The sequence below is a fragment of the Methylomonas methanica genome, assembly GCF_001644035.1.
In the GTDB taxonomy this organism is placed as follows: domain Bacteria; phylum Pseudomonadota; class Gammaproteobacteria; order Methylococcales; family Methylomonadaceae; genus Methylomonas; species Methylomonas methanica_A.
In genome coordinates, this window is the sequence record NZ_LUUG01000070.1 from 1 (window position 1) to 19540 (window position 19540).

Below are 19540 nucleotides of genomic sequence, written 5' to 3' on the forward strand. Positions count from 1 at the left end.
GATTTATGCAACAAAGCCCTTATTTTATAGATCTTCATCTTGGGATTATTGAACAACTTTTGCAGCTCTTCGGGTTTCATGGCCCATTGTTTGTTGATGGCGTCGGCACGTTCGCCGCGATAAATAGCGCCATCAACACTTAAGGACGGAAAGCCTTGGTCTTTGTAATGAACAGCAGCCCAGTTTAAAAAAAGCTGATACAGGCTCGATAAGTTGACTTGAAGGTCTTTTCCGAAATCGTCGGCCCAGTATTGGCTTCAATGACTTTTCGAATTGGCAGCCGTTGAAATTCTTTTGTGTCCCGTCTTACTGGCAATCGTTGGACGTCGTCAAAAAACAGATTGATGTCGGCTTGTAATATTTCGTTTACTGACTTGTTAGTTATCAGCTCAACAAAAATGGGCAAGGTAGCATTTAGCTTGCCTAGCATTGCCTTGTTTTCTTGATCGTAACGTTTCAGGAAGTCGTCAACAACGGCTGACAATAGCGGCGCTTTTCGGGTTTTTATTGCTGGTGGGGTAGGGGCAGCGACTGTCTCTAGCTGCTTTGGCGTTTCTTGTGTGTTGCTTTTCGCGGAAATAAGGTCGAGCGAATCAAAACAGATTGTTGAGCTTGTCTTGCCTGTTTTTAGGTCGTGTAAAAGCGATTTGAAATGAGCCGCAAGCTTTAACGCTCGGCGCGTTGCTTCGTCGCTGTCTTCGGTTTTAAGACTTTTGACGATTTCGCGAAGTGCAACGGGAACGCCGAGACGAAAATAAAAGACATTTTTTCGTCTTACTAGATAGGGGATTTTTGCCATGATAGCAAGCCTCTTTGTAGCATCGTTTTGTAGCAAACGTCGCTCATTGAGGCTTTAAAACAAAAAAGGCCTTGATTTACAAGGCCTTTTCAGTAATATGGCGGAGAGCTAGGGATTCGAACCCCAGGAAGGGATAAACCTTCAACGGTTTTCAAGACCGCCGCTTTCGACCGCTCAGCCAGCTCTCCAACAGCCGCGTATTATTACAGAAAATATTTTAAAATCCAGCGTTTTTTGCCAATCCAGCTTAACATCGCAGTCGAATGCAATCTCCCTTTATCCCTAAGTGCTTGTTAGTGATTGCCAAATCGGCACGAATGCTGGTGCAAATGTGCATCGATTCCGGGTGCGAAGTGGTGGCTATCGATTGCTTTGTCGATAGCGATACTCGGCAAATGGCAAAGCAGACATATCAGGTGTCGTCACTGGCATGGGATGATATTAGCGCTACTGTGGCAGCGGTTCGGGAGATTTATGGCTTAACTGAATTGTTATACGGCAGTGGTTTGGAAACATACCCGGAAACCTTGAGCTGTCTGGAAAAGGATTGGCAGATTATCGGGAATTCGGCCGCTACTTTTCACCGCATCCAAGATAAGCGCGATTTTTTTGCTCGGCTCGATTCATTGTCAATTCCCCATCCAGAGGTTGTTTTCACAAAGCCTGACGATGGCTTTGACTGGTTGTTTAAACCGTGGCGCGGCGAGGGCGGCTTGGGCATAAGGCGTTGTAATAGCCGAGCCGATTTTGCCGACGGCTATTGGCAGAAATATATCGAAGGTCGTTCGATGTCGGTGTTGTTTGCAGCGAGTCGCAATGGGGTTGAGCTGATCGGTTTTAACGAGCAATGGACTGTAAAGCCGGATGACGGGCAGTCGTTCCTATTTGCCGGGATTGCCAGTCATGCCAAGGTTTCTATGTCTATCCAGGCTGAAATTGCGGATTGCTTAGGCAAGCTTGTAGAGGCTTATCAGTTGCGAGGTTTAAATAGCATGGATTTTATGCTGCAAGACGGCACCTGTTATGTATTGGAGATCAATGCGCGGATTTCCGCTAGCGCTCAGCTTTATGGCAAATCGCTGTTATTGAAACATTTGCAAGGCTTTGAAAACTGCCTGGACGATAGTGTCGAATTATTGATAGGGCCGAGTGCTTATCAGGTAGTTTATGCGAGAGAAAAAGTGACGATACCTGAACGACTGGCATGGCCGATATGGGCAGTGGATAGGCCGAATCCCGGCGCAATTGTTGCCACAGGCGAGCCGATATGCAGTATTATTGCCACCGGAAAAAACTCGGGGCAGGTGCTGGATAATCTGCATCGCCAACAACGCATCCTTGCAAATCTTTTGGAAACAGGTCTTTAAAACTCATGCAATACCAGGCAAGCGTCAATAAATTTTCCCAGCCCTTGGTTCAACAACTGCTGGATAACGCGGATAAATTACGGTTGGGTATCGAAAAGCTGGAAAACGGCTGCACTGTTATCGATGCGGGTATCAAAGTGCCGGGCGGTCTGGAAGCAGGACGGATTATCACTGAAATCTGCATGGGCGGTTTGGGTACCGCGACGATCTCGCAAAGTCCGTACACCACCAATTGGCCGCTGACCATTAACGTTCACGCCAGCAATCCGGTATTGTCTTGCCTGGGTAGCCAATATGCCGGGTGGAGTTTGTCGCATGGTAAATATTATGCTTTGGGTTCCGGGCCGGCACGGGCGATGGCGACCAAATTAAAAGAAGGGGTCGTCGAGCCTGTCGAAGAGCTTTATAAAGAACTGGAATACCGCGACAGCGCGGCGCAAACCGCATTGGTCATCGAAAACGATGCATTGCCGCCGGTGGAAATCGTCGAGAAAGTCGCGGCGGCTTGCGGCGTTTCGCCGGCTAATTTGACGATTATTGTCACGCCTACCAGCAGTTTGGCGGGTGGTGTACAAGTAGTCGGTCGGGTGTTGGAAGTAGCGATGCACAAAGCCCACGCGCTGCATTTTCCATTGGAAAACATTATCGACGGTTCCGGCAGTGCGCCGATTTGCCCTCCACATCCTAACTTTGTTAAAGCCATGGGCCGCACTAACGATGCTATTTTGTTTGCCGGCCAAGTGCATTTGTTTGTGAAAGGCAGCGACGAAGCAGCGGAAAAATTGGCCAAGGAGTTGCCAAGTTCGACATCAAAAGATTACGGTAAACCGTTTGCCGATATTTTCAAAGCCTACGAATACGATTTCTTCAAAGTCGATGCGATGTTGTTCAGCCCGGCCAGCGTTATCGTCACCGCAGTAGAATCAGGTAAAAGTTTCCGCGCCGGCAAATTGGATAATGCTTTGCTCGATCTTTCGTTCGGGGCTTAATCCGCTCTAAATCTCTTCGACAGCTAACTGGCCTTGCCGCGCAAGGTCGGTTAGCTTGTATCGCTAACTTCATTCGTAACACATTCCCTTGCGCCGAATTGCAATTATCACCGACGATCCCGGTTGGCATGGCAAGCAGTTGTGCTTGGCTTTTGCCGAGCGCGGTTATGCCGCCGACTATGTATCGCTGACTGCCTGCAAATTGCAGTTAACGATCACCGAACTGCCCATTATTATTCCCGGTTTTGAGCAAGAATTGCCGGCGGCGGTTTTCGTGCGGGGCGTGCCCGGCGGTTCACTGGAAGAGGTGGTGTTTTATTTGGATGTCTTGCACGCCTTAAAGATACTGGGGGTGCCGGTATATAACGATGCCGGCGCGATCGAGCGTAGCGTCGATAAGGGCATGACCAGTTTTTTATTGCGGCATGCCGGCTTGCCGACTGCGATGACCTGGGTGTTACGCGATCGTGACGCAGCATTGGCGATTGCCGAGCAACAGTTACGCGAGGGCTATTATCTAATCAGCAAGCCTTTGTTCGGTTCTCAAGGCGAAGGCATTCGGCGTATCGAAAAATCCACCGATTTGTTGTGGTTGACCAGCAGTCGCGGTATTTATTATTTGCAGCGCTTTGTGGAATGTGCAGGCGATGGTTATTCGGATGTGCGCGTGTTCGTGATCAACGGCAGAGCGGTTGCTGCGATGCGGCGGCGCGGTATTTCTTGGCTGAATAATGTGGCCAGAGGCGCGTCTTGTGAATGCATTGAGCTGGAGCCTGACTTAGCAGAGTTGGCGATTGCCGCTGTCAATGCGTTAAAAATGGATTACGCCGGTGTGGATGTCATTCAGGATGAGGACGGCTGTTATCGCATCATCGAAGTAAACAGCGTGCCGGCCTGGAAAGGCTTGCAAAGTGTTTGCGAGATCAACATCGCCGAATACCTGGTGGCCGATTTGCTCGATCGTTATTGCGTAAAGGAAAAAGTATGCTGAGCAGGCAGCAATTGATAGACGTTTATCTGCAAGCTTGCGAAACCGAGTTGCAAGCCTTTAAGCCCGGCAATGTCAGCGTCTACAGCGCTGCCGACGATATGACGGTTGAGGATTTTCGTGTCAGCGCTCGGGTTAGCAGCGAGCCGATCACTAATCCCGATTACAGCTTGGGCGAGAAAATTTACTATGCGGTCAAGGCTACCCGCGAGGCGGTGGCTTGCAATACCAATCTGGGTATTATTCTGCTTTGCGCGCCTTTGTTGCAGGCGGTGGCTAGGTTGGCGAAAGGTGAAAACTTGCGCGATGGTTTACGACTATTGCTGGAAAAAACTACTCGCGAGGATGCCGATTGGGTTTTCAAGGCCGTGACCTTGGCCGCTCCGGCGGGCTTGGGCGAATCCGCGCAACACGACGTACAAAAGCCGGCGGATGTGAACCTGACCGAGGCTATGGTTTTTGCCGCTGACAAGGACAGAATTGCGTTGCAATACGCAACAATTTTTAAAGACGTTTTTGATTTCGGCGTTTTACGATATAATCGTGCTTTCGTTTTGTCTGGCGATTGTGCTTGGGCTGCGTTAGCGGTTTTTGCCGCAATGTTGGCTCAATATCCCGATAGTCATATTGAGCGGAAGTATGGAGAGCGGTATTCAGAGTGGATCAAGGCTGAGATGCATAAGCTCGATAGAGCGATGCAAACAGCTTGTGAGCCTAAAGAGCTTTTGCCAGTATTGTATGATCTGGACAAAGCTTTTAAGGCACAAAGGATCAATCCGGGTACAACAGCTGACATAACTGTAGCGACAGTACTGGTGGTGCTTCTGGAACAACTTATCGGTGAAGAAACCGGTGGGTTATAGAGGGAACTAAGCAGAAACTACAATCTTGAGACACTAACGTGTCTATTTTTTTGGTTCAATCTTATCTTTAGGGGATAAATTTAAAATGGCAAAAATCAATAACTTGCGTGTTGGCGAATCTTTGGTTGGTGAAGGCAACGAAATTGCTCACATCGATTTGATCATCGGCCCACGCGGCTCAGCAGCTGAAACTGCTTTCGCAAATGCTTTGACAAACAACAAAGACGGTTTCTCTACTCTGTTGGCTGTTGTTGCTCCTAACCTGTTGGTTAAACCTGCAACCATCCTGTTCAACAAAGTAACCATCAAAGGCGCAAAACAAGCTGTTCAAATGTTTGGACCAGCTCAACGCGCTGTTGCTATGGCTGTTGCTGATTCCGTTGAAGACGGCACTATCCCTGCTGACGAAGCTGACGATTTGTTCATTTCTGTTGGTGTTTTCATCCACTGGTTGGCTGAAGACGATGCAAAAATCGAAGAATTCAACTACAAAGCTACCAAAGAAGCAATCGCTCGCGCTGTTGCCGGTACTCCAACTGCTAAAGAAGTAGTTGCTGCTAAATCTGGTGCAAAACACCCATTTGCTGCTAACAACGTTTAAGTTTTTAGTTTCAAAGGCTGTCGAAGATACCCCGGCTTGCCGGGGTATTTTTTTGCCTAAAATTTTTCCATCATGGCGGCGTCGATACTGCCGTTATGCAAAGCGCTGGCCAGCAACACGGCATCAATGCCGATGGTTTTCAGTTGCATGAGATCGTTAATATCGCGCACACCGCCAGCCGCGACAAAACGTTTGTCTGGATGTTCCTTGCAAAGCTTGCTTAGTTTTTCAAAGTCCGGGCCCTTATTGCTGCCGACCAAATCCAAGGTCATCACCACTACAGTTTCCGGCCACAGTTCCAGGCTTTCCAACCATCCAGGATGACCCAAAGCCTGGTTATGTTTAAAATCCAGGGATAGGATGAGACCGGCGTTTTTTAAAGATACGGGTAGTTGTTGCGATTCGGTGCCGATGACCGGCTTACAGTTACTTGGACGAGTGGTCGTAGTTAGAGCTTGATAGCTGCTGCCGTTATCCAGCCAAAATTCCTGGTTTGTATATTGGCTAAGCAAGTCATCGATGGCCACGTCGTGATTGCCGTTGCCGCCGATAGCGTCGAGGTCTGCAATGTAAAATGTTTGAAATGGATACAGCTTTAAAAAACGGGCTACCACGTAGTTTATCTCGCTGCTATCGCACAGTGACGAAGTGTGATGTACGGGTTGATAGCGACTGCGGTCGCCGCCTGCGGCATGGACCACTTGGCCGCCTTTTAAATCAATGACTGGAATAATCTGCATAGGCCAAGCGAGTTTTAGAATTGAGAATTCTGGTATTTGAATATATTACCGGCGGCGGTTTGGTCGGGCAGGCATTGCCTGCTTCGTTGGCGACGGAAGGCGAGATGATGTTACAGACTTTAATCGTCGAGCTGAAGTGTCTGGACGATATTCAGCTATGCGTACCGCTGGACGAGCGTTGCGCCAGATCGGATATGTTGTCGCAATCGGAAATTGTAACGGTAAGCGCCGCTTGCGACATCTTTGCACTGTTGCGGGATTTACTAACTGAAGCCGATTTGTTTTGGCCAATCGCGCCGGAAAGCAATGGCATTTTGCAAAGCTTGGCTGAGCTGGCTATTGCCGCGAATGTCGAGGTTTTGTTATCAAACTCCGCCGCCTTGGCTGTTTGCGCCAACAAGTATGCGACTTATCAAGCTTTGAAAAAATGCGCGATTCCATTGGTGGAGACTCGCTTGCTCGATCAATGGGTGGATGGCTTAGGCGATAATATCGTCATAAAAATTGCCGACGGCGTCGGGTGCCTCGATAGTTTGCAAATCGATGCCAAACAACTGCCGGCCGCTATTGCCGAATTAAACGATCCGCAAAGCTATGTCTTGCAACCCTATATCCATGGACAGGCCGCCAGTTTGTCTTGCTTGTTCAAACACGGCCAAGCTTGGCTTATTTGCTATAACCACCAGCAAATCGTTTTGGAAAATGGCCGATTCAGTTTGCAAGGCTGTTTAGTCAATATGCCAACCGATAAGCTGGATTTTTATCGAAACCTGGTAAATGAAATCGCCGAAGCGATGCCCGGCTTATGGGGTTATGTTGGTATTGATGTTATAGAGAACGCCGAATTAGGTCCGTTGGTAGTGGAAATCAATCCGCGTCTGACGAGTTCTTACGTCGGTATCCAACAAGCGACCGGCATCAACGTGGCAGAGCAGGTATTGCGCCTGCGGCATGCAGACCCGGTTTTTCGGGTCAGTAGAAATGAAACGGTCCAAATCAGTATCAATTAAAAAGGGATATGAATACACAGATAGCAGGTTGGGATATTGGCGGTGCGCACGTCAAATTGGCCTTGTTGGATGGCTCCGGGCATGTCCGGACAGTTGCTCAGCAGGCTTGTCCGCTATGGAAGGGCGTGGATTTCTTGCATAGCACCCTGGCCGATTTGGCCGGCCAGTTCGATTTGCAGGATTGCCAGCATGCCGTGACAATGACCGGCGAACTGGTGGATTGCTTTACCAGTCGCGAGCAAGGCGTCAATGCCATCGTCCAGGCTGTTTGCGAACAATTCAACGCCGAGCAGGTATCGGTATTTGCCGGCTCGCGCGGCTTTTTGCCGGCAGCGCAAATTCAGCCGGCCGATTGCATGGAGATCGCCTCCGCTAACTGGCTGGCCAGCTTGTTAATGGTAGAAAAACGCCTGCCGAACGTCTTATTTGTGGATATAGGCAGTACCACAAGCGATATTTTGCTTGTCGAAAACCACCAGCTTAAAGTGCAAGGCTTTACCGACTATCAGCGCTTGGTCTCCGGCGAATTGGTGTATACCGGCATTGTCCGCACGGCGGTAATGGCGATTGCCCAAGAGGCAGAGTTCAACGGCCAGCAAATGGGCTTGATGGCCGAATATTTCGCGACGATGGCCGATGTGTATCGCCTGACCGGCGACTTGAACGAAGCGCACGATCAAAGCGATACCGCCGATGGCGCGGAAAAGTCGATTTCGGCCAGTGCCCGCCGCTTGTCGCGGTTGACCGGTTACGAGTTCAGCGAGAGCGATCACGCACTCTGGTTGGCATTTGCAGAGCAACTAAAAACCAAGCAAATACAAAAAATTAGTCTGGCTTGTGTCAGGCAATTGCAAAGAGCGGAAACCCGCTCGGCGATTAAATTAGTCGGTGCCGGCGTCGGCCGGTTTTTGGTACGGGACATTGCCAGGGATTTAGGGGTTGATTATCTGGACTTTACCGAGTTGCTGCCAGCAACCGATAAAACCCAGGCTATCGACGCAGCCGACTGCGCGCCGGCCGCTGCCGTGGCTTATCTTGCCGGCGGGTTTGGTTAAAGCCGGCGGCTGGGGTAAAATCGGTAGATTGCAAATCATGTCTTCGCGGCACATTCCGGCCGTTTATTAGCACCCCTTAATGCCTTTAGCAAAACCCATCAAACATTCTCTGCCTTATTTTCAGGACAGTTCCGCATTATTCGCCCCGCTGGCGCAGCAGCCTTGGGCGGTATTTCTGGATAGCGCCCAGCCTTACAGCACGCAGGATAGGTTTGACATTATCGCCTACGCTCCAGTCGTAACCTTGCAAACGCGCGGCAATATCACTCGCATCGAACGCGATGGTATGGTGACTGAAAGCACGGAAGACCCCTTTCAGGTACTGAAGCAGCAGTTGGGCACGCCATTAGCTGGTATTGAGGGCTTGCCGTTCAATGGTGGTGCCATCGGTTATTTTTCTTACGATCTGGCCAGACGCATTGAGCGATTGCCTGAAATAGCAGGCGATGCCGAACAACTGCCGGAAATGGCGGTGGGCATTTATCGCTGGGCGGTGATTGTCGATCATCAGCGTCGGCAAAGCTGGTTGGTCGGTTATGACCTACCGGAATGTGAGCAGCAAAGACTTATCGCCGAATTCAGCACAATTACTACCCCAGTAGAAACTGCGGAATTTAAAGTTCTGCAAGCCCCGCGCGCCAACATGGATCGAGAGGCCTACGCTACGGCATTTCAACGTATCAAGCACTATCTGAAAGAGGGCGATTGCTATCAAATCAATTTGACCCAACGCTTCGAGAGCCCTTGCCAAGGCGAGCCGTGGCAAGCCTATCAAGTGCTGCGGCAGATCAACGCCGCACCCTTTAGCGCCTATTTGAATTTCCCGGATGTGCAGGTCTTAAGTTCTTCGCCGGAACGCTTTTTAAAAGTAACGGAGGGAGCGGTAGAAACCAAACCCATCAAGGGTACCCGTCCGCGCCGGAGCGACTGGGAAGACGATCAGGCGCAGATCGAAGACTTGGTATCCAGCACCAAGGATAGAGCCGAGAACGTGATGATCGTCGATCTGTTACGCAACGATTTGGGCAAGAGTTGCCGGAAAGGCTCGGTGTGGGTGCCAAGCCTATTTTCTGTAGAAAGCTATGCCACCGTACATCATTTGGTCAGTACTGTGACGGGTCAGCTAGCGGCCGGCCAACATGCCATCGATTTATTGCGCAGCTGCTTTCCGGGCGGCTCGATTACCGGCGCGCCTAAGATCCGAGCGATGGAAATCATCGAGGAACTGGAACCGCACCGGCGTGGCATTTATTGCGGGGCGATTGGGTATATAGGCTTCGACGGCAATATGGATACCAATATCGCCATTCGCACTCTGGTCCACAATCACGGCACGGTACGCTTTTGGGCGGGTGGCGGCATCGTCAATGACTCGGTGCTGGACGAGGAATATCAGGAATGCTTCGACAAGGCCGCCGCCTTATTGCAGTTGCTCAAACAATTTAGCGTATGACTTGTGTGATCAAGCTGGGCGGTAGCTTGCTGGAAACGGCTGCTTTACCCGCTTGCTTGGCGGCCATTGCAAATCGAGCCGGCCCAATCGTAATCGTGCCCGGCGGCGGACCGTTCGCCGAACAAGTGCGCATCGCGCAAAGGCGGTGGCATTTTGATGATGTTGCCGCGCACCGGATGGCTATTCTGGCGATGCAGCAAATGGCCTTGTTGATGCACAGCCTAATGCCCGAATTTGCAATCGTCGTCGATGCGGATAGTTTATGCTCCGCGTGGCAAGTCAAACCTGTGCTGATCTGGTCTCCGCAAGTCGAGCAACTGGATAAGGCTGAGATTGTCGCCAGTTGGGATATTACTTCCGATAGTTTGGCGGCCTGGTTGGCTGGCTATATCGAAGCCGACGAGCTAATTGTTGTTAAATCGGCGCCAATTTCGGAGCAAGCGAGTTTGCCTGACTTGCAGCGACAAGGCATCCTGGATGCTGCTTTTCAACGCTTCACCACCCAGGTTAACTACAAAATCAAAGTGATTAATAAAGACCGTTTCCTGTCCCACCATGATTAATTTTATCAAAGCCATTCTGAACAAGCGCTTGCGCAAGGCTTACTACCAAAGTCGCGAATCCTTGCTGGGTCATCAAAAACGCGACATCGTGGTGATGCAGGTCGGGCAGGCTTGCGAGAGTTTGAAAGAAAGCCGGGATCAGTTCGTCGATGCGCTGGATAAATTCAAAAGCATCGTCAACTTGCAGGATAGTTCGCTGGAACAACGCTATCAGCAACTCAAACGCCGCTATGACCTATGCAAGGGTAAGGCGGATCAAGTTAGTCAAAGAATTCAGGCGGTCGAAGAGATTAGTGAAGCTCTATTCAACGAATGGGAAGCCGAGCTGGCTTTATACAGCAACCGGGCCTTGAAGGCGCGCAGCCAGCAGCAGTTGAAAAAGTCACGGCAGCAATACGCCCGTTTGTTAAAAGCCTTGCAGACCGCGGAAACCCGCATGCATCCAGTGTTGGCGGCGTTCCAAGATCAGGTATTGTTTTTAAAGCACAACTTGAATGCGCATGCGATAGCTGCATTGCGGCACGAGTTTATGGAAATTGGTGTGGATATTTCGAGATTGATCGAGGTGATGGAAAAAACCATCAGCGAGGCCAGTCAGTTTGTCGCGGTTCTGGTGGAACAGAAACAACTGCCGGCCCCGGTGCGCAAATAAATTACATGGAATGCATTTTGTAATCGACCCGTGCCGGTGGGTTTTTATCACGTTGGTCAGGGGTTTTCTTGCGGTTTTGATCAATACGTTCTTGCGAATATTGTGAAATCATTTGGTCCCAGTTGGCGTATTTTTCATAGTCTTTGCTGCCGGCTGCTTTGCGTTTGGCAAACAGCTCTTTGCCGGCTTCTACCAATTGTTCCGGTGTCTTGCCATCGATAGCGTCCAAAAACTCCTTGTTATTGCGGATTTCATCGCGTAAGGTCCAGAAAGACACTTCAAACTCGATGCGTTGGTCCAGCGGCAATTTTTCCTTGATTTGACTGATTGATCGATTGACCGTTTTTAAACTGCTACCGTTGATTTGATTGCTTTTATTGCAACCGGCCAAAAATGCGCAGATTAAAAAAACCAAAACAGTTGACGCTTTTTTCATGATGTAGCCCCCCAGTGGCTAAATAAACAAACCCGAATTTTGTATTTATAATGGTTGCAACGCGGGTTACCAAACAAACCAAATTACTCGGTAATTAAAAACACAAGCTTACCACATGCTGGAATTTATCCAACTTCTCAAACAGCGTTACCAAACTGTGCTACAGCAGCTGGATAAAAAAAATCCCCAGTACCTGGATTATCAGCAACGTATAGAGCAATTGTTGCACGGCGAAGCCTTTATTCGCAAAGGTGAGCTGCTGGACAACAACCCCGGATTTCCGCTGCAAATCGCCGTGATCGGGCCGACGCAGGCCGGTAAAAGTTCTGTCGTCAACCTGCTGTTAAGTGCCAATGCCGCCGGTGTGAGTCCGCTGGCCGGTTACACGGTACAGGCCCAGGGTTTTTGCCACAGCCTGACCCCCGATGATTGCGATGGCATGCAACATTATTTCGGCCGCTTTCAACGTTTGGAGCAAACTGAGCTGCGGCCGGGAAGATACGATTGCTATTCCTTGAGTCCAAGCCCCGGCGCCTCGGCCTTGTTGCCGGCTTGCGTCTGCTGGGATACGCCTGATTTCGATTCAATAGACGCCGCTGATTATCGGGAAGGCGTGATCCGCACCATCGCGCTGGCGGACATCGTGGTACTGGTGGTGAGTAAAGAAAAATACGCCGATCAATCGGTTTGGGAAATGATGAAAGCCATCGAGGTTTTCCAGCAGCCTACCTTGATTTGCGTGAATAAACTTAACGAAGGCAGCGAGCCGGTGATTCTGGATTCGTTGCGGCAAAAATGGCTACAGACCCGGCAAGATCCATTGCCAAACGTGGTGCCTTTGTTATTCCAAAAAGCCCCGGCCGTGCCGAGCTGGCCGCAGTCGGCTACGCACGCATTTGCCGATCTGGCGAAAAAGGTCACCCGCCACAAACATGCTGCTCGCCAACAGCAATTACTTAGCCGTTATTGGCTGGACTGGCTGCAACCGGTGTTTGCCGAACACCATGCGCAGCATCATTGGCAAACCCTGGTCGATCAAGCTTTGGCGCAGGCGGTTAAGGAGTACCAGCGCGATTATCTTAACCATCCGCATCATTACGAAACCTTTCAAAACGCCTTATTAAATCTGCTCACCTTGCTGGAAATCCCCGGTATCGCCAAAGCGCTAGGCAAGACCCGAAGGGCCATGACCTGGCCGTTTCGTAAATTATTTGCCTTGGGCGGCGGCAATGCTGCCGTCAACCCGAATCAGGAGCTCGGCGTGTTGAATCAGTTAGGCGAGCATCTGTTGATTCAAATTGCCGACCGCTTGCTGGAGAAAACCGAAACCGAGCCCGCCGATAGTCGCTGGTGGAAAGAAACCGCGATGGCGCTGAGACAGAAACGCGGCGATTTATTACAGATTTATCGCCAGGCGGTGACGGACTATCACAGCGATTTTCAGCAGGATGTGGAAGCCTCGGCGCAGCGCTTATACGTAAAGCTGCAAGAGCAGCCGATGGTTTTGAACAGTCTGCGTGCCACCCGTGTCACGACCGACGCCGGTGCCTTATTGCTGGCGATCCAGGCCGGCGGTATCGGTATCCATGATTTGGTGATCACGCCGTTGATGCTGACCATTACTTCCTTATTAGCCGAAAGCGCTATCGGCAGTTATATGCATAAGGTCGAAGCCGAATTAAAACAGCATCAGCTCAACACCGTGAAAACCGCGCTGTTCGAGGCCTGCCTGAAACAGCGCTTGTATTTGTTGCCGCAAGGCGTGCTGTCGCCCACCCGCTTTAATATCTCCGAACAACAATGCCACGCCGCGGAGCAGGCGCTGAAAGAGAAGAAACATGGCTTACGATTACTCTGAATTGCTGACCCAAGCCCGGCAATGGGCCGCAACGGCGCAAGCCGAAGGCCGTTTAAGCGCGGAACGGGCGCAATTATTGACCACGATAGACGCGCGCAGCACGGAAAGCCTGTTTGCCGCGAGTCAAACCGATCCGGATAGCAGGCCGTTGATTGTGGCGTTCATGGGCGGCACCGGTGTTGGTAAAAGCAGCTTACTGAATCGTTTGGCGGGGCAGGCGATTGCCCGGGCCGGCATCGAGCGGCCGACCTCGCGGGAAGTGACTTTGTATTACCATCAAAGTCTGGCAATTAATAAGTTACCGGCCGGCCTGCCGCTGGACAGCATCAAGATCAGCCAGCACAGCGAAGTTGCAAACAGCCATATCGTTTGGATCGACATGCCGGATTTCGATAGCGTCGAGCTCAGCAATAAGCGTTTGGTGCTGGAGTGGCTGCCGCATATCGATGTGCTGTTATATGTAGTCAGTCCCGAGCGCTACCGCGACAACAAAGCCTGGCAATTGCTGCTGGCGGAAGGTGCAAAACACGCCTGGCTGTTTGTGATGAATCAATGGGATCGTGGTCAGTTGGTGCAATACGACGATTTTAAACAGCAGCTGGGTAAGGCCGGTTTTACTGATCCCTTAATTTTTTGCACCAGTTGCAGCGAACCGGACGGCGACGAATTTGCCGCCTTGCTGGAGCAGTTGCGGCAACTTTCTGGACAGCATAGCGTCGCCCAATTGGAGCAGCGCGGCGAGCAATTGCGCCGCCAGCATCTAAAGCAGACCTTGCAACAACTGGCCGACGATTTTTCCACGCAAGACTACGCGCAATTACAGCAGAATTTCGATGCGCTCTGGCAGCATACCGAAGCCAGCTTGCAACAAGGTCTGGCTTGGCCGATCAAGCAACTCGCACAATTCTGGGCGGAAAACCTGGGCCAAGCAGCAGACATCAAGCTGTGGGACGACTGGGCGCAGAACCGCCTGAACGATTTGCTGGACGAATTGGTGTTGCAAGCCGCGCAAGCCAACATCCCCAGCAAACCCTTGAAAAGCGCCTTGCAAAATGTGCGCGAGCAAACCGAGAAAAACCTCAGCGCTCAAACCGAGCTGGCTGGCCGGCAGGCGTTATTGCAGCCAGGTAACGGCGCTCAGCGTTTCCTGCTGAGATTCACCGCGATCTGTGAGACTGTTTTGCCGCTGGCGGCGATGGGGGCGGTGGGATATCAAGTGTTCTCCGGCTACTACCACAGCGCCGCCGACGCCACTGCTTACTTGGGTACCGACTTCGCGGTTCATAGCGTGCTGTTGATCGGTCTCAGTTGGCTGATCCCGTTTTTCCTGCACAAAAAAATCCAGCCATCCTTGCAAAAGGCCGCTTTGAAAGGCTTGCAGAAAGGCTATCAACAAGCATTGGCGACGGTTAGGGCTGAAGTCGAGCAAATATTGCTGGCCGAGCAGCAACGCAATGAATGCTTACAGCAGGAATTACAAATCATACTGGCCAAGTGCGGCGCCGGGCCGGTCGCTGCGATAGAGCAGGGGAGTTTGTTGGGTCGGGTTTTGTTGGCGGGTTGAAGCCATGACGGTTTGCAGCTAATTTCGCCAACGTTCCACTTCCGCACGAGAACGTTGCAGTTATGTTGTCCAATGCTCAAGCCCAGAGCGGCAATGATCGAGAAATTTTCTTGAATAATCGAGCTTAAAGCTCGAATGACCGAGAAATTTTCTCCAACGTTTCAGTTCCAACCCAGAACATTGCAGTTATTTTGTCCAATGCTCGAGCTCTGAACTGCAACGGCCAAGAAAAAAGCTCGGTCTCCGCGGAAAATGAGTGGAATAGATAGCGATCAGTCAAAAGCTGACCTTGATTTTTCAAAGCCCGTAACCCCAAAACAGCGTCATATGTCTTTGGTATAGCATAAGTTTAAACTCGGCTCTTCTCCTTGATAAACTGTGGAACCCAAAAATTAGACCGGTCGACTCGACTTCAGGCAGAGTAGGCTTCGCGTTAAGAAAATAGGAGCATTCGCATCAGAATGCGGATTAAGCTTTTGTCTGTATGTTCTTGTGAATAAAGGCTAGCAAAGCATGGCGAGACATCTAATATTCAATCCAAGCCGCAATGAATGATGGGGAAAAGATCGCCTCAGTTTGGCTGATAAGAATCACGTTGAAATACGCGCGAATTTTGTTGTTTTTAATGTATCGCAGTCTGGTGTATAAGATATGCTGACTACGTGCGAGCACTATCGTTTTTTAATCATTCAGCACTCTCAGAAGAATCAATCCAAGCGCTTCAATATTTATCGAAATAGTATTCCTTGTAGCACTGGGGCTTGTCGTTGAAGAGCAAACTTCCGCTGAAAATATCTTTTTTAGACCGCTATGGAAAATTTTTTGATTACCTCAAAAAGGCTATTCCACAAATCTAATGCCTTCACGCAAGTCGGCATTCTAGGGGAGTTTCTGTTGTTGTTCCTGCCTATCGTTATGCTCGTTTCGATAGGTACCTGGTCTTTGGGCGAATCGCGTATCAATACCGAAAAGTCGATGTTAATGGCTGACGAAAAGACTTATGTAGAGCTAAGCCAGGGACGTTTGGCCCGAGAATTGGCAGTGCCGATACGGCATATGATTAGCCTAGCCAATGAAAAGCCTGTGCGTCACGTGTATGAGGCCTTAGAAGGATCAAACGCCGCGCAAATGGAAGAGGCTTTTATTTCGTTAATGTCGCGCAACCCTAACTACGATAAGGTGCGTTGGATTGACGATCATGGACTGGAACGTGTTCGGGTCAATAATAGCAACGGACAACCTCAGCTAGTCCCGCACGGCGATTTACAGGACAAACACGACCGCTATTTTTTCATTGATACACTTCGGCTTGAAAAGGGTGAGATTTATATTTCTCCACTCGATTTAAACATGGAAAATGGTCAGTTCGAACTACCTTACAAACCGACTATCAGGGTGGCAACTCGCATTTTTGCCGCAGATGGCACACCTCGCGGCATCCTGATTATTAATATTGCCGCTCGTTCAATGCTGAACGCCTTTGTCGGCAGCGCCGGCCCCGCAGCCAATCGCATGATGCTGCTCAATGCCGACGGTTATTGGCTCAAGAGCCCCGACGAGTCCGACGAATGGGATTTCATGTTTCAGCGCAAAATGACCTTGGCCAACCGATACCCAGAGGCTTGGGAAGCAATATCGAAGGCGGATAAGGGACAAGTTCATTTGCCGGATGGACTTTGGACCTGGAGTTCGGTATCGCCCGTTCCGGAACGGGATACCCGGCTATCGCATAACATACACTGGAAAGTCGTTACCCATCTGCCGGCAAGCGAGTTGTCTGCTTTGGAATATCAGGTTTGGCCGGTCAAGTTGGGAAGCGCGTTAATTATACTTTCGCTGTTTGGATTCGGTATTGACCGTTTGGTCCAGGCAAAAGCGGCGCGTGCGAAGGCCGAAAAGGAGGCGGCGTTGGCGCGCAGCGAGGTGGAAGCAGCCCATAGGTTGCAGGAAGCGCAAGCCGGTTTTAGGATGCTATTTGAGGCCAACACCAGCGGCTTATTGGTGGCTGATGCTGGCGGCAGAATCATCATGGCTAACCCAGCCTTCGAGGACATGTTCGGTTACCGAGTTTCGGAACTACTGAACCAACCTGTCGAAATGCTCTTACCGGAGCTTATGCGCGCCTATCACGCCGAACAACGCGAAGCGTATCTTCGCGCGCCCACCACTCGAGCCATGGGCGCCGGTAGGGATCTGCATGGCACCCGCAAGAATGGCAGCGTGTTTCCGCTCGAAATCGGCTTGAGTCCTTATCGGGATAATAATCAATATTTTGTGCTGGCCACGGTAGTGGATATTTCCGAGCGCAAGCGCGCCCAGGACGAGATCGTGCGTATGAATGAAGTTCTGGAACAGCGCGTGGCCGAGCGGACGACCGAACTTCAAACTGCTCGACAAGAGGCGGAGCGTCTGGCCAGCGTCAAAGGAAATTTCCTGGCCAACATGAGCCATGAAATACGTACGCCGATGAACGCCATTCTTGGACTGGCCTATTTGCTGGAAAAGGCCCATCTCCCGACCGAGGAACACAAACTGGTCAAAAAAATTCGCATTGCCGGTCGTTCGTTGCTGGGGATCATCAACGACATTCTGGATTTTTCCAAAATCGAATCCGGGCGCCTTGAAATCGAGCATGCGCCGTTCCGGCTGAATGACGTGCTGGATAATGTGGCGACACTAATGTCGGCCGTCGAATATAAACATGATGTCGAATTAGTGATGGGACCCGCACCGGAAGGTATGGAATTTCTGCGCGGAGATGCACTGCGACTAGAACAGATATTGGTGAATTTGACTAGCAATGCACTCAAATTTACCGAGCGCGGCAGTGTTGCGCTTACTGTAGCGCGGGCATCTGCGATTGATGGGCGCGATCGTTTGCGATTCAGCGTACGGGATACCGGCAAAGGCATCGCTCTCGATAAGCAGATTGAAATCTTTTCCCCCTTCGCTCAGGAAGACACTTCTACGACACGTTGTTTCGGTGGCACCGGGCTAGGACTATCCATATGCCGATGCCTGGTAAAGATGATGGGTGGCGAGATCGGTGTCATCAGCGAACTCGGCAAAGGCAGCGAATTCTGGTTTGTGCTGCCCGTGGAGTTGGTTGAGCCTCAGGACTATGTGCAACCGGTCATGGCTTTCCAGAATGTCCTGATCGCCGACGACCACCCGGTTGCCCGAGAGATGCTGGCCGCCACCGTGCGCAGTCTCGGCTGGAATCCGGAAGTCGTGTCCTCCGGCGAGGAAGCTGTAAAGCGCGTCATTGCCCGAGCACAGAACAACAAGCTCCCGGACTTGCTGTTGCTGGACTGGCGCATGCCGGGCATGGATGGGCTGACGGCCGGACAGCAGATTAAGAAAGCCTTGGGCGACATCCCCAACGCACCACTGATCGTGATGGCCACGGCTAATGACCGAGATGCTTTGGTGCGTGAGCCCGGTTCAAACGTAGCGGATGCCATCCTGAACAAGCCGGTAACGGCCTCGGCATTGTATAACGTCGTATCCGAAGCCAAACGGCACCAGCATGAGGATTTAGAGCCGGCCTCTACTACCTCGGTGGCAAACGATAGGCGTCTGCACCGGCTTCAGGTGCTGGTAGTGGATGATAGCGAAATCAATCGTGATATGGCGTGCCGCATCCTGGAATCGGAGGGCGCGATCGTTCATCTCGCCGATGACGGTAAAACCGCATTGGAATGGCTAAGTAACAATCCTGACCGAATCGACGTGGTTTTAATGGACATCCAGATGCCGTTAATGGACGGTTATGACGCGACTCGGCGAATTCGCGACATACTGGGCTTGGCCTCATTACCCATCATCGCCCTGACCGCGGGCGCCTTCAAAAACCAGCAGACTGCGGCACTGGCGGCCGGCATGAATGGATTTATCTCCAAGCCTTTTGATGTCGACGATTTGATTAGACAACTGCAGCAATATGCCACGGAGCAAAATCAGGAAAGCATAGCATCGATCCAGACCTCACGCGCTACCACCACTAAAGTCAGGCCAACTCCCATTATTGATCTGGAGCGTGGTGTGCATAGTTGGGGCGATGTAGAGACTTACCATAAGTATCTACGCAAGTTTGCCGATGCCCACGGGCACGATGGCGACGAAATTGGTGGGCTAATCACGATGGGATTGCTGGAACACGCTCGGGTTCTGGCGCATAAATTAAAAGGCACCGCCGGTAATTTGGCAATGATGGTGGTATGGGAGCTCGCTGAAAAAATCGAACTAGCCTTGGCCGAAAATCGTGAAACAGGCGATTGGCCGCAAACCCTACAACGGGCTCTTGATGACGTATTGGCCAAAATAACAGGCCTTACCAAACCAAATTCACCGAATGATGGGGCTATTTCCTGCGTGGTTGATAGCGATACCCCCTTGCATTTGTTGCGCGACTTATTGTTGGCTCTCGATCGAGACGACCCTGATGAAGCGGAACCTGCTCTGAGCGCCCTCGAGCAAATCCTGCCATTACAAATGCTGGAACCCATTCGGGAACTGCTGGATAACTTTGATTTCCGCGCCGCCGAGGAACAGACCAGAGCCCTGATTAAACGGTTAAACGTTAGTTTACAGGAGGTTTAA

At 50.8% G+C, this 19540-nt stretch carries 16 protein-coding genes and 1 tRNA gene; 13 read left to right on the top strand and 4 right to left on the bottom strand.

Annotated elements, in window-relative coordinates:
- Positions 1–184: 184 nt before the first annotated feature.
- Together A1332_RS10985 and A1332_RS10990 are read right to left on the bottom strand one after the other, a co-directional pair.
- On the bottom strand, positions 185–799 hold the full coding sequence (locus A1332_RS10985) for a DUF6538 domain-containing protein (protein WP_064008536.1): 615 nt from the start codon (positions 797–799) through the stop codon (positions 185–187).
- A 98-nt stretch (positions 800–897) separates the two neighbouring features.
- Positions 898–987: transfer RNA gene (locus A1332_RS10990), tRNA-Ser, on the bottom strand.
- A 75-nt stretch (positions 988–1062) separates the two neighbouring features.
- Here A1332_RS10990 and A1332_RS10995 point away from each other — a divergent pair.
- From A1332_RS10995 to fae, 5 genes are all read left to right on the top strand, one after another.
- Positions 1063–2166: an ATP-grasp domain-containing protein gene (locus A1332_RS10995; protein ID WP_082879645.1), complete on the top strand. Its 1104-nt coding sequence runs from the start codon at positions 1063–1065 to the stop codon at positions 2164–2166.
- A gap of 5 nt (positions 2167–2171) precedes the next feature.
- A complete protein-coding gene (gene mch, locus A1332_RS11000) occupies positions 2172–3155 on the top strand; it encodes a methenyltetrahydromethanopterin cyclohydrolase (RefSeq protein ID WP_064008538.1) in 984 nt (327 codons plus the stop codon).
- A gap of 88 nt (positions 3156–3243) precedes the next feature.
- The gene (locus A1332_RS11005; RefSeq protein ID WP_064008539.1) at positions 3244–4146 is read left to right on the top strand and encodes an ATP-grasp domain-containing protein; all 903 of its coding nucleotides are present in this window, start codon (positions 3244–3246) and stop codon (positions 4144–4146) included.
- Positions 4140–5006, top strand: a complete 867-nt coding sequence (locus tag A1332_RS11010) for a triphosphoribosyl-dephospho-CoA synthase (protein ID WP_064008540.1) — start codon at positions 4140–4142, stop codon at positions 5004–5006. Before A1332_RS11005 ends, A1332_RS11010 begins: the two co-directional genes overlap by 7 nt.
- Before the next feature lie 85 nt (positions 5007–5091).
- Entirely contained in the window at positions 5092–5607 is a 516-nt protein-coding gene (fae, locus tag A1332_RS11015; protein ID WP_020482207.1) for a formaldehyde-activating enzyme, read from the top strand.
- Positions 5608–5663: 56 nt separating this feature from the next.
- On the opposite strand, the gene A1332_RS11020 is transcribed toward fae, so the two are convergent.
- Positions 5664–6347: a HisA/HisF-related TIM barrel protein gene (locus A1332_RS11020; RefSeq protein ID WP_064008541.1), complete on the bottom strand. Its 684-nt coding sequence runs from the start codon at positions 6345–6347 to the stop codon at positions 5664–5666.
- Between the two features lie 20 nt (positions 6348–6367).
- Here A1332_RS11020 and A1332_RS11025 point away from each other — a divergent pair, with 20 nt between their 5' ends.
- The 5 genes from A1332_RS11025 to A1332_RS11045 all read left to right on the top strand — a co-directional run bounded on the left by A1332_RS11025 (position 6368) and on the right by A1332_RS11045 (position 11080).
- Positions 6368–7357, top strand: a complete 990-nt coding sequence (locus tag A1332_RS11025; protein ID WP_064008542.1) for an ATP-grasp domain-containing protein — start codon at positions 6368–6370, stop codon at positions 7355–7357.
- 8 nt (positions 7358–7365) lie between these two features.
- A complete protein-coding gene (locus A1332_RS11030; RefSeq protein ID WP_064008543.1) occupies positions 7366–8412 on the top strand; it encodes a hydantoinase/oxoprolinase family protein in 1047 nt (348 codons plus the stop codon).
- 79 nt (positions 8413–8491) lie between these two features.
- Entirely contained in the window at positions 8492–9865 is a 1374-nt protein-coding gene (gene pabB, locus A1332_RS11035) for an aminodeoxychorismate synthase component I (protein ID WP_064008544.1), read from the top strand.
- On the top strand, positions 9862–10428 hold the full coding sequence (locus A1332_RS11040; RefSeq protein WP_064008545.1) for a uridylate kinase: 567 nt from the start codon (positions 9862–9864) through the stop codon (positions 10426–10428). The genes pabB and A1332_RS11040 overlap by 4 nt, the downstream gene beginning before the upstream one ends.
- The gene (locus A1332_RS11045; RefSeq protein WP_064008546.1) at positions 10421–11080 is read left to right on the top strand and encodes a DUF2959 domain-containing protein; all 660 of its coding nucleotides are present in this window, start codon (positions 10421–10423) and stop codon (positions 11078–11080) included. The genes A1332_RS11040 and A1332_RS11045 overlap by 8 nt, the downstream gene beginning before the upstream one ends.
- A gap of 1 nt (position 11081) precedes the next feature.
- Here A1332_RS11045 and A1332_RS11050 read toward each other — a convergent pair whose 3' ends face one another.
- On the bottom strand, positions 11082–11516 hold the full coding sequence (locus A1332_RS11050; protein ID WP_064008547.1) for a DUF6694 family lipoprotein: 435 nt from the start codon (positions 11514–11516) through the stop codon (positions 11082–11084).
- A 115-nt stretch (positions 11517–11631) separates the two neighbouring features.
- Between A1332_RS11050 and A1332_RS11055 the strand changes: the two genes are divergently transcribed.
- The 3 genes from A1332_RS11055 (at position 11632) to A1332_RS11065 (ending at position 19540) form a co-directional block, all read left to right on the top strand.
- Positions 11632–13374, top strand: a complete 1743-nt coding sequence (locus A1332_RS11055) for a GTPase (RefSeq protein ID WP_064008548.1) — start codon at positions 11632–11634, stop codon at positions 13372–13374.
- A complete protein-coding gene (locus A1332_RS11060) occupies positions 13355–14938 on the top strand; it encodes a GTPase domain-containing protein (RefSeq protein ID WP_064008549.1) in 1584 nt (527 codons plus the stop codon). The genes A1332_RS11055 and A1332_RS11060 overlap by 20 nt, the downstream gene beginning before the upstream one ends.
- Before the next feature lie 822 nt (positions 14939–15760).
- Positions 15761–19540 carry a response regulator gene (locus tag A1332_RS11065; RefSeq protein WP_231890269.1) on the top strand — a complete coding sequence of 1260 codons (3780 nt, stop codon included), beginning with the start codon at positions 15761–15763 and terminating at the stop codon, positions 19538–19540.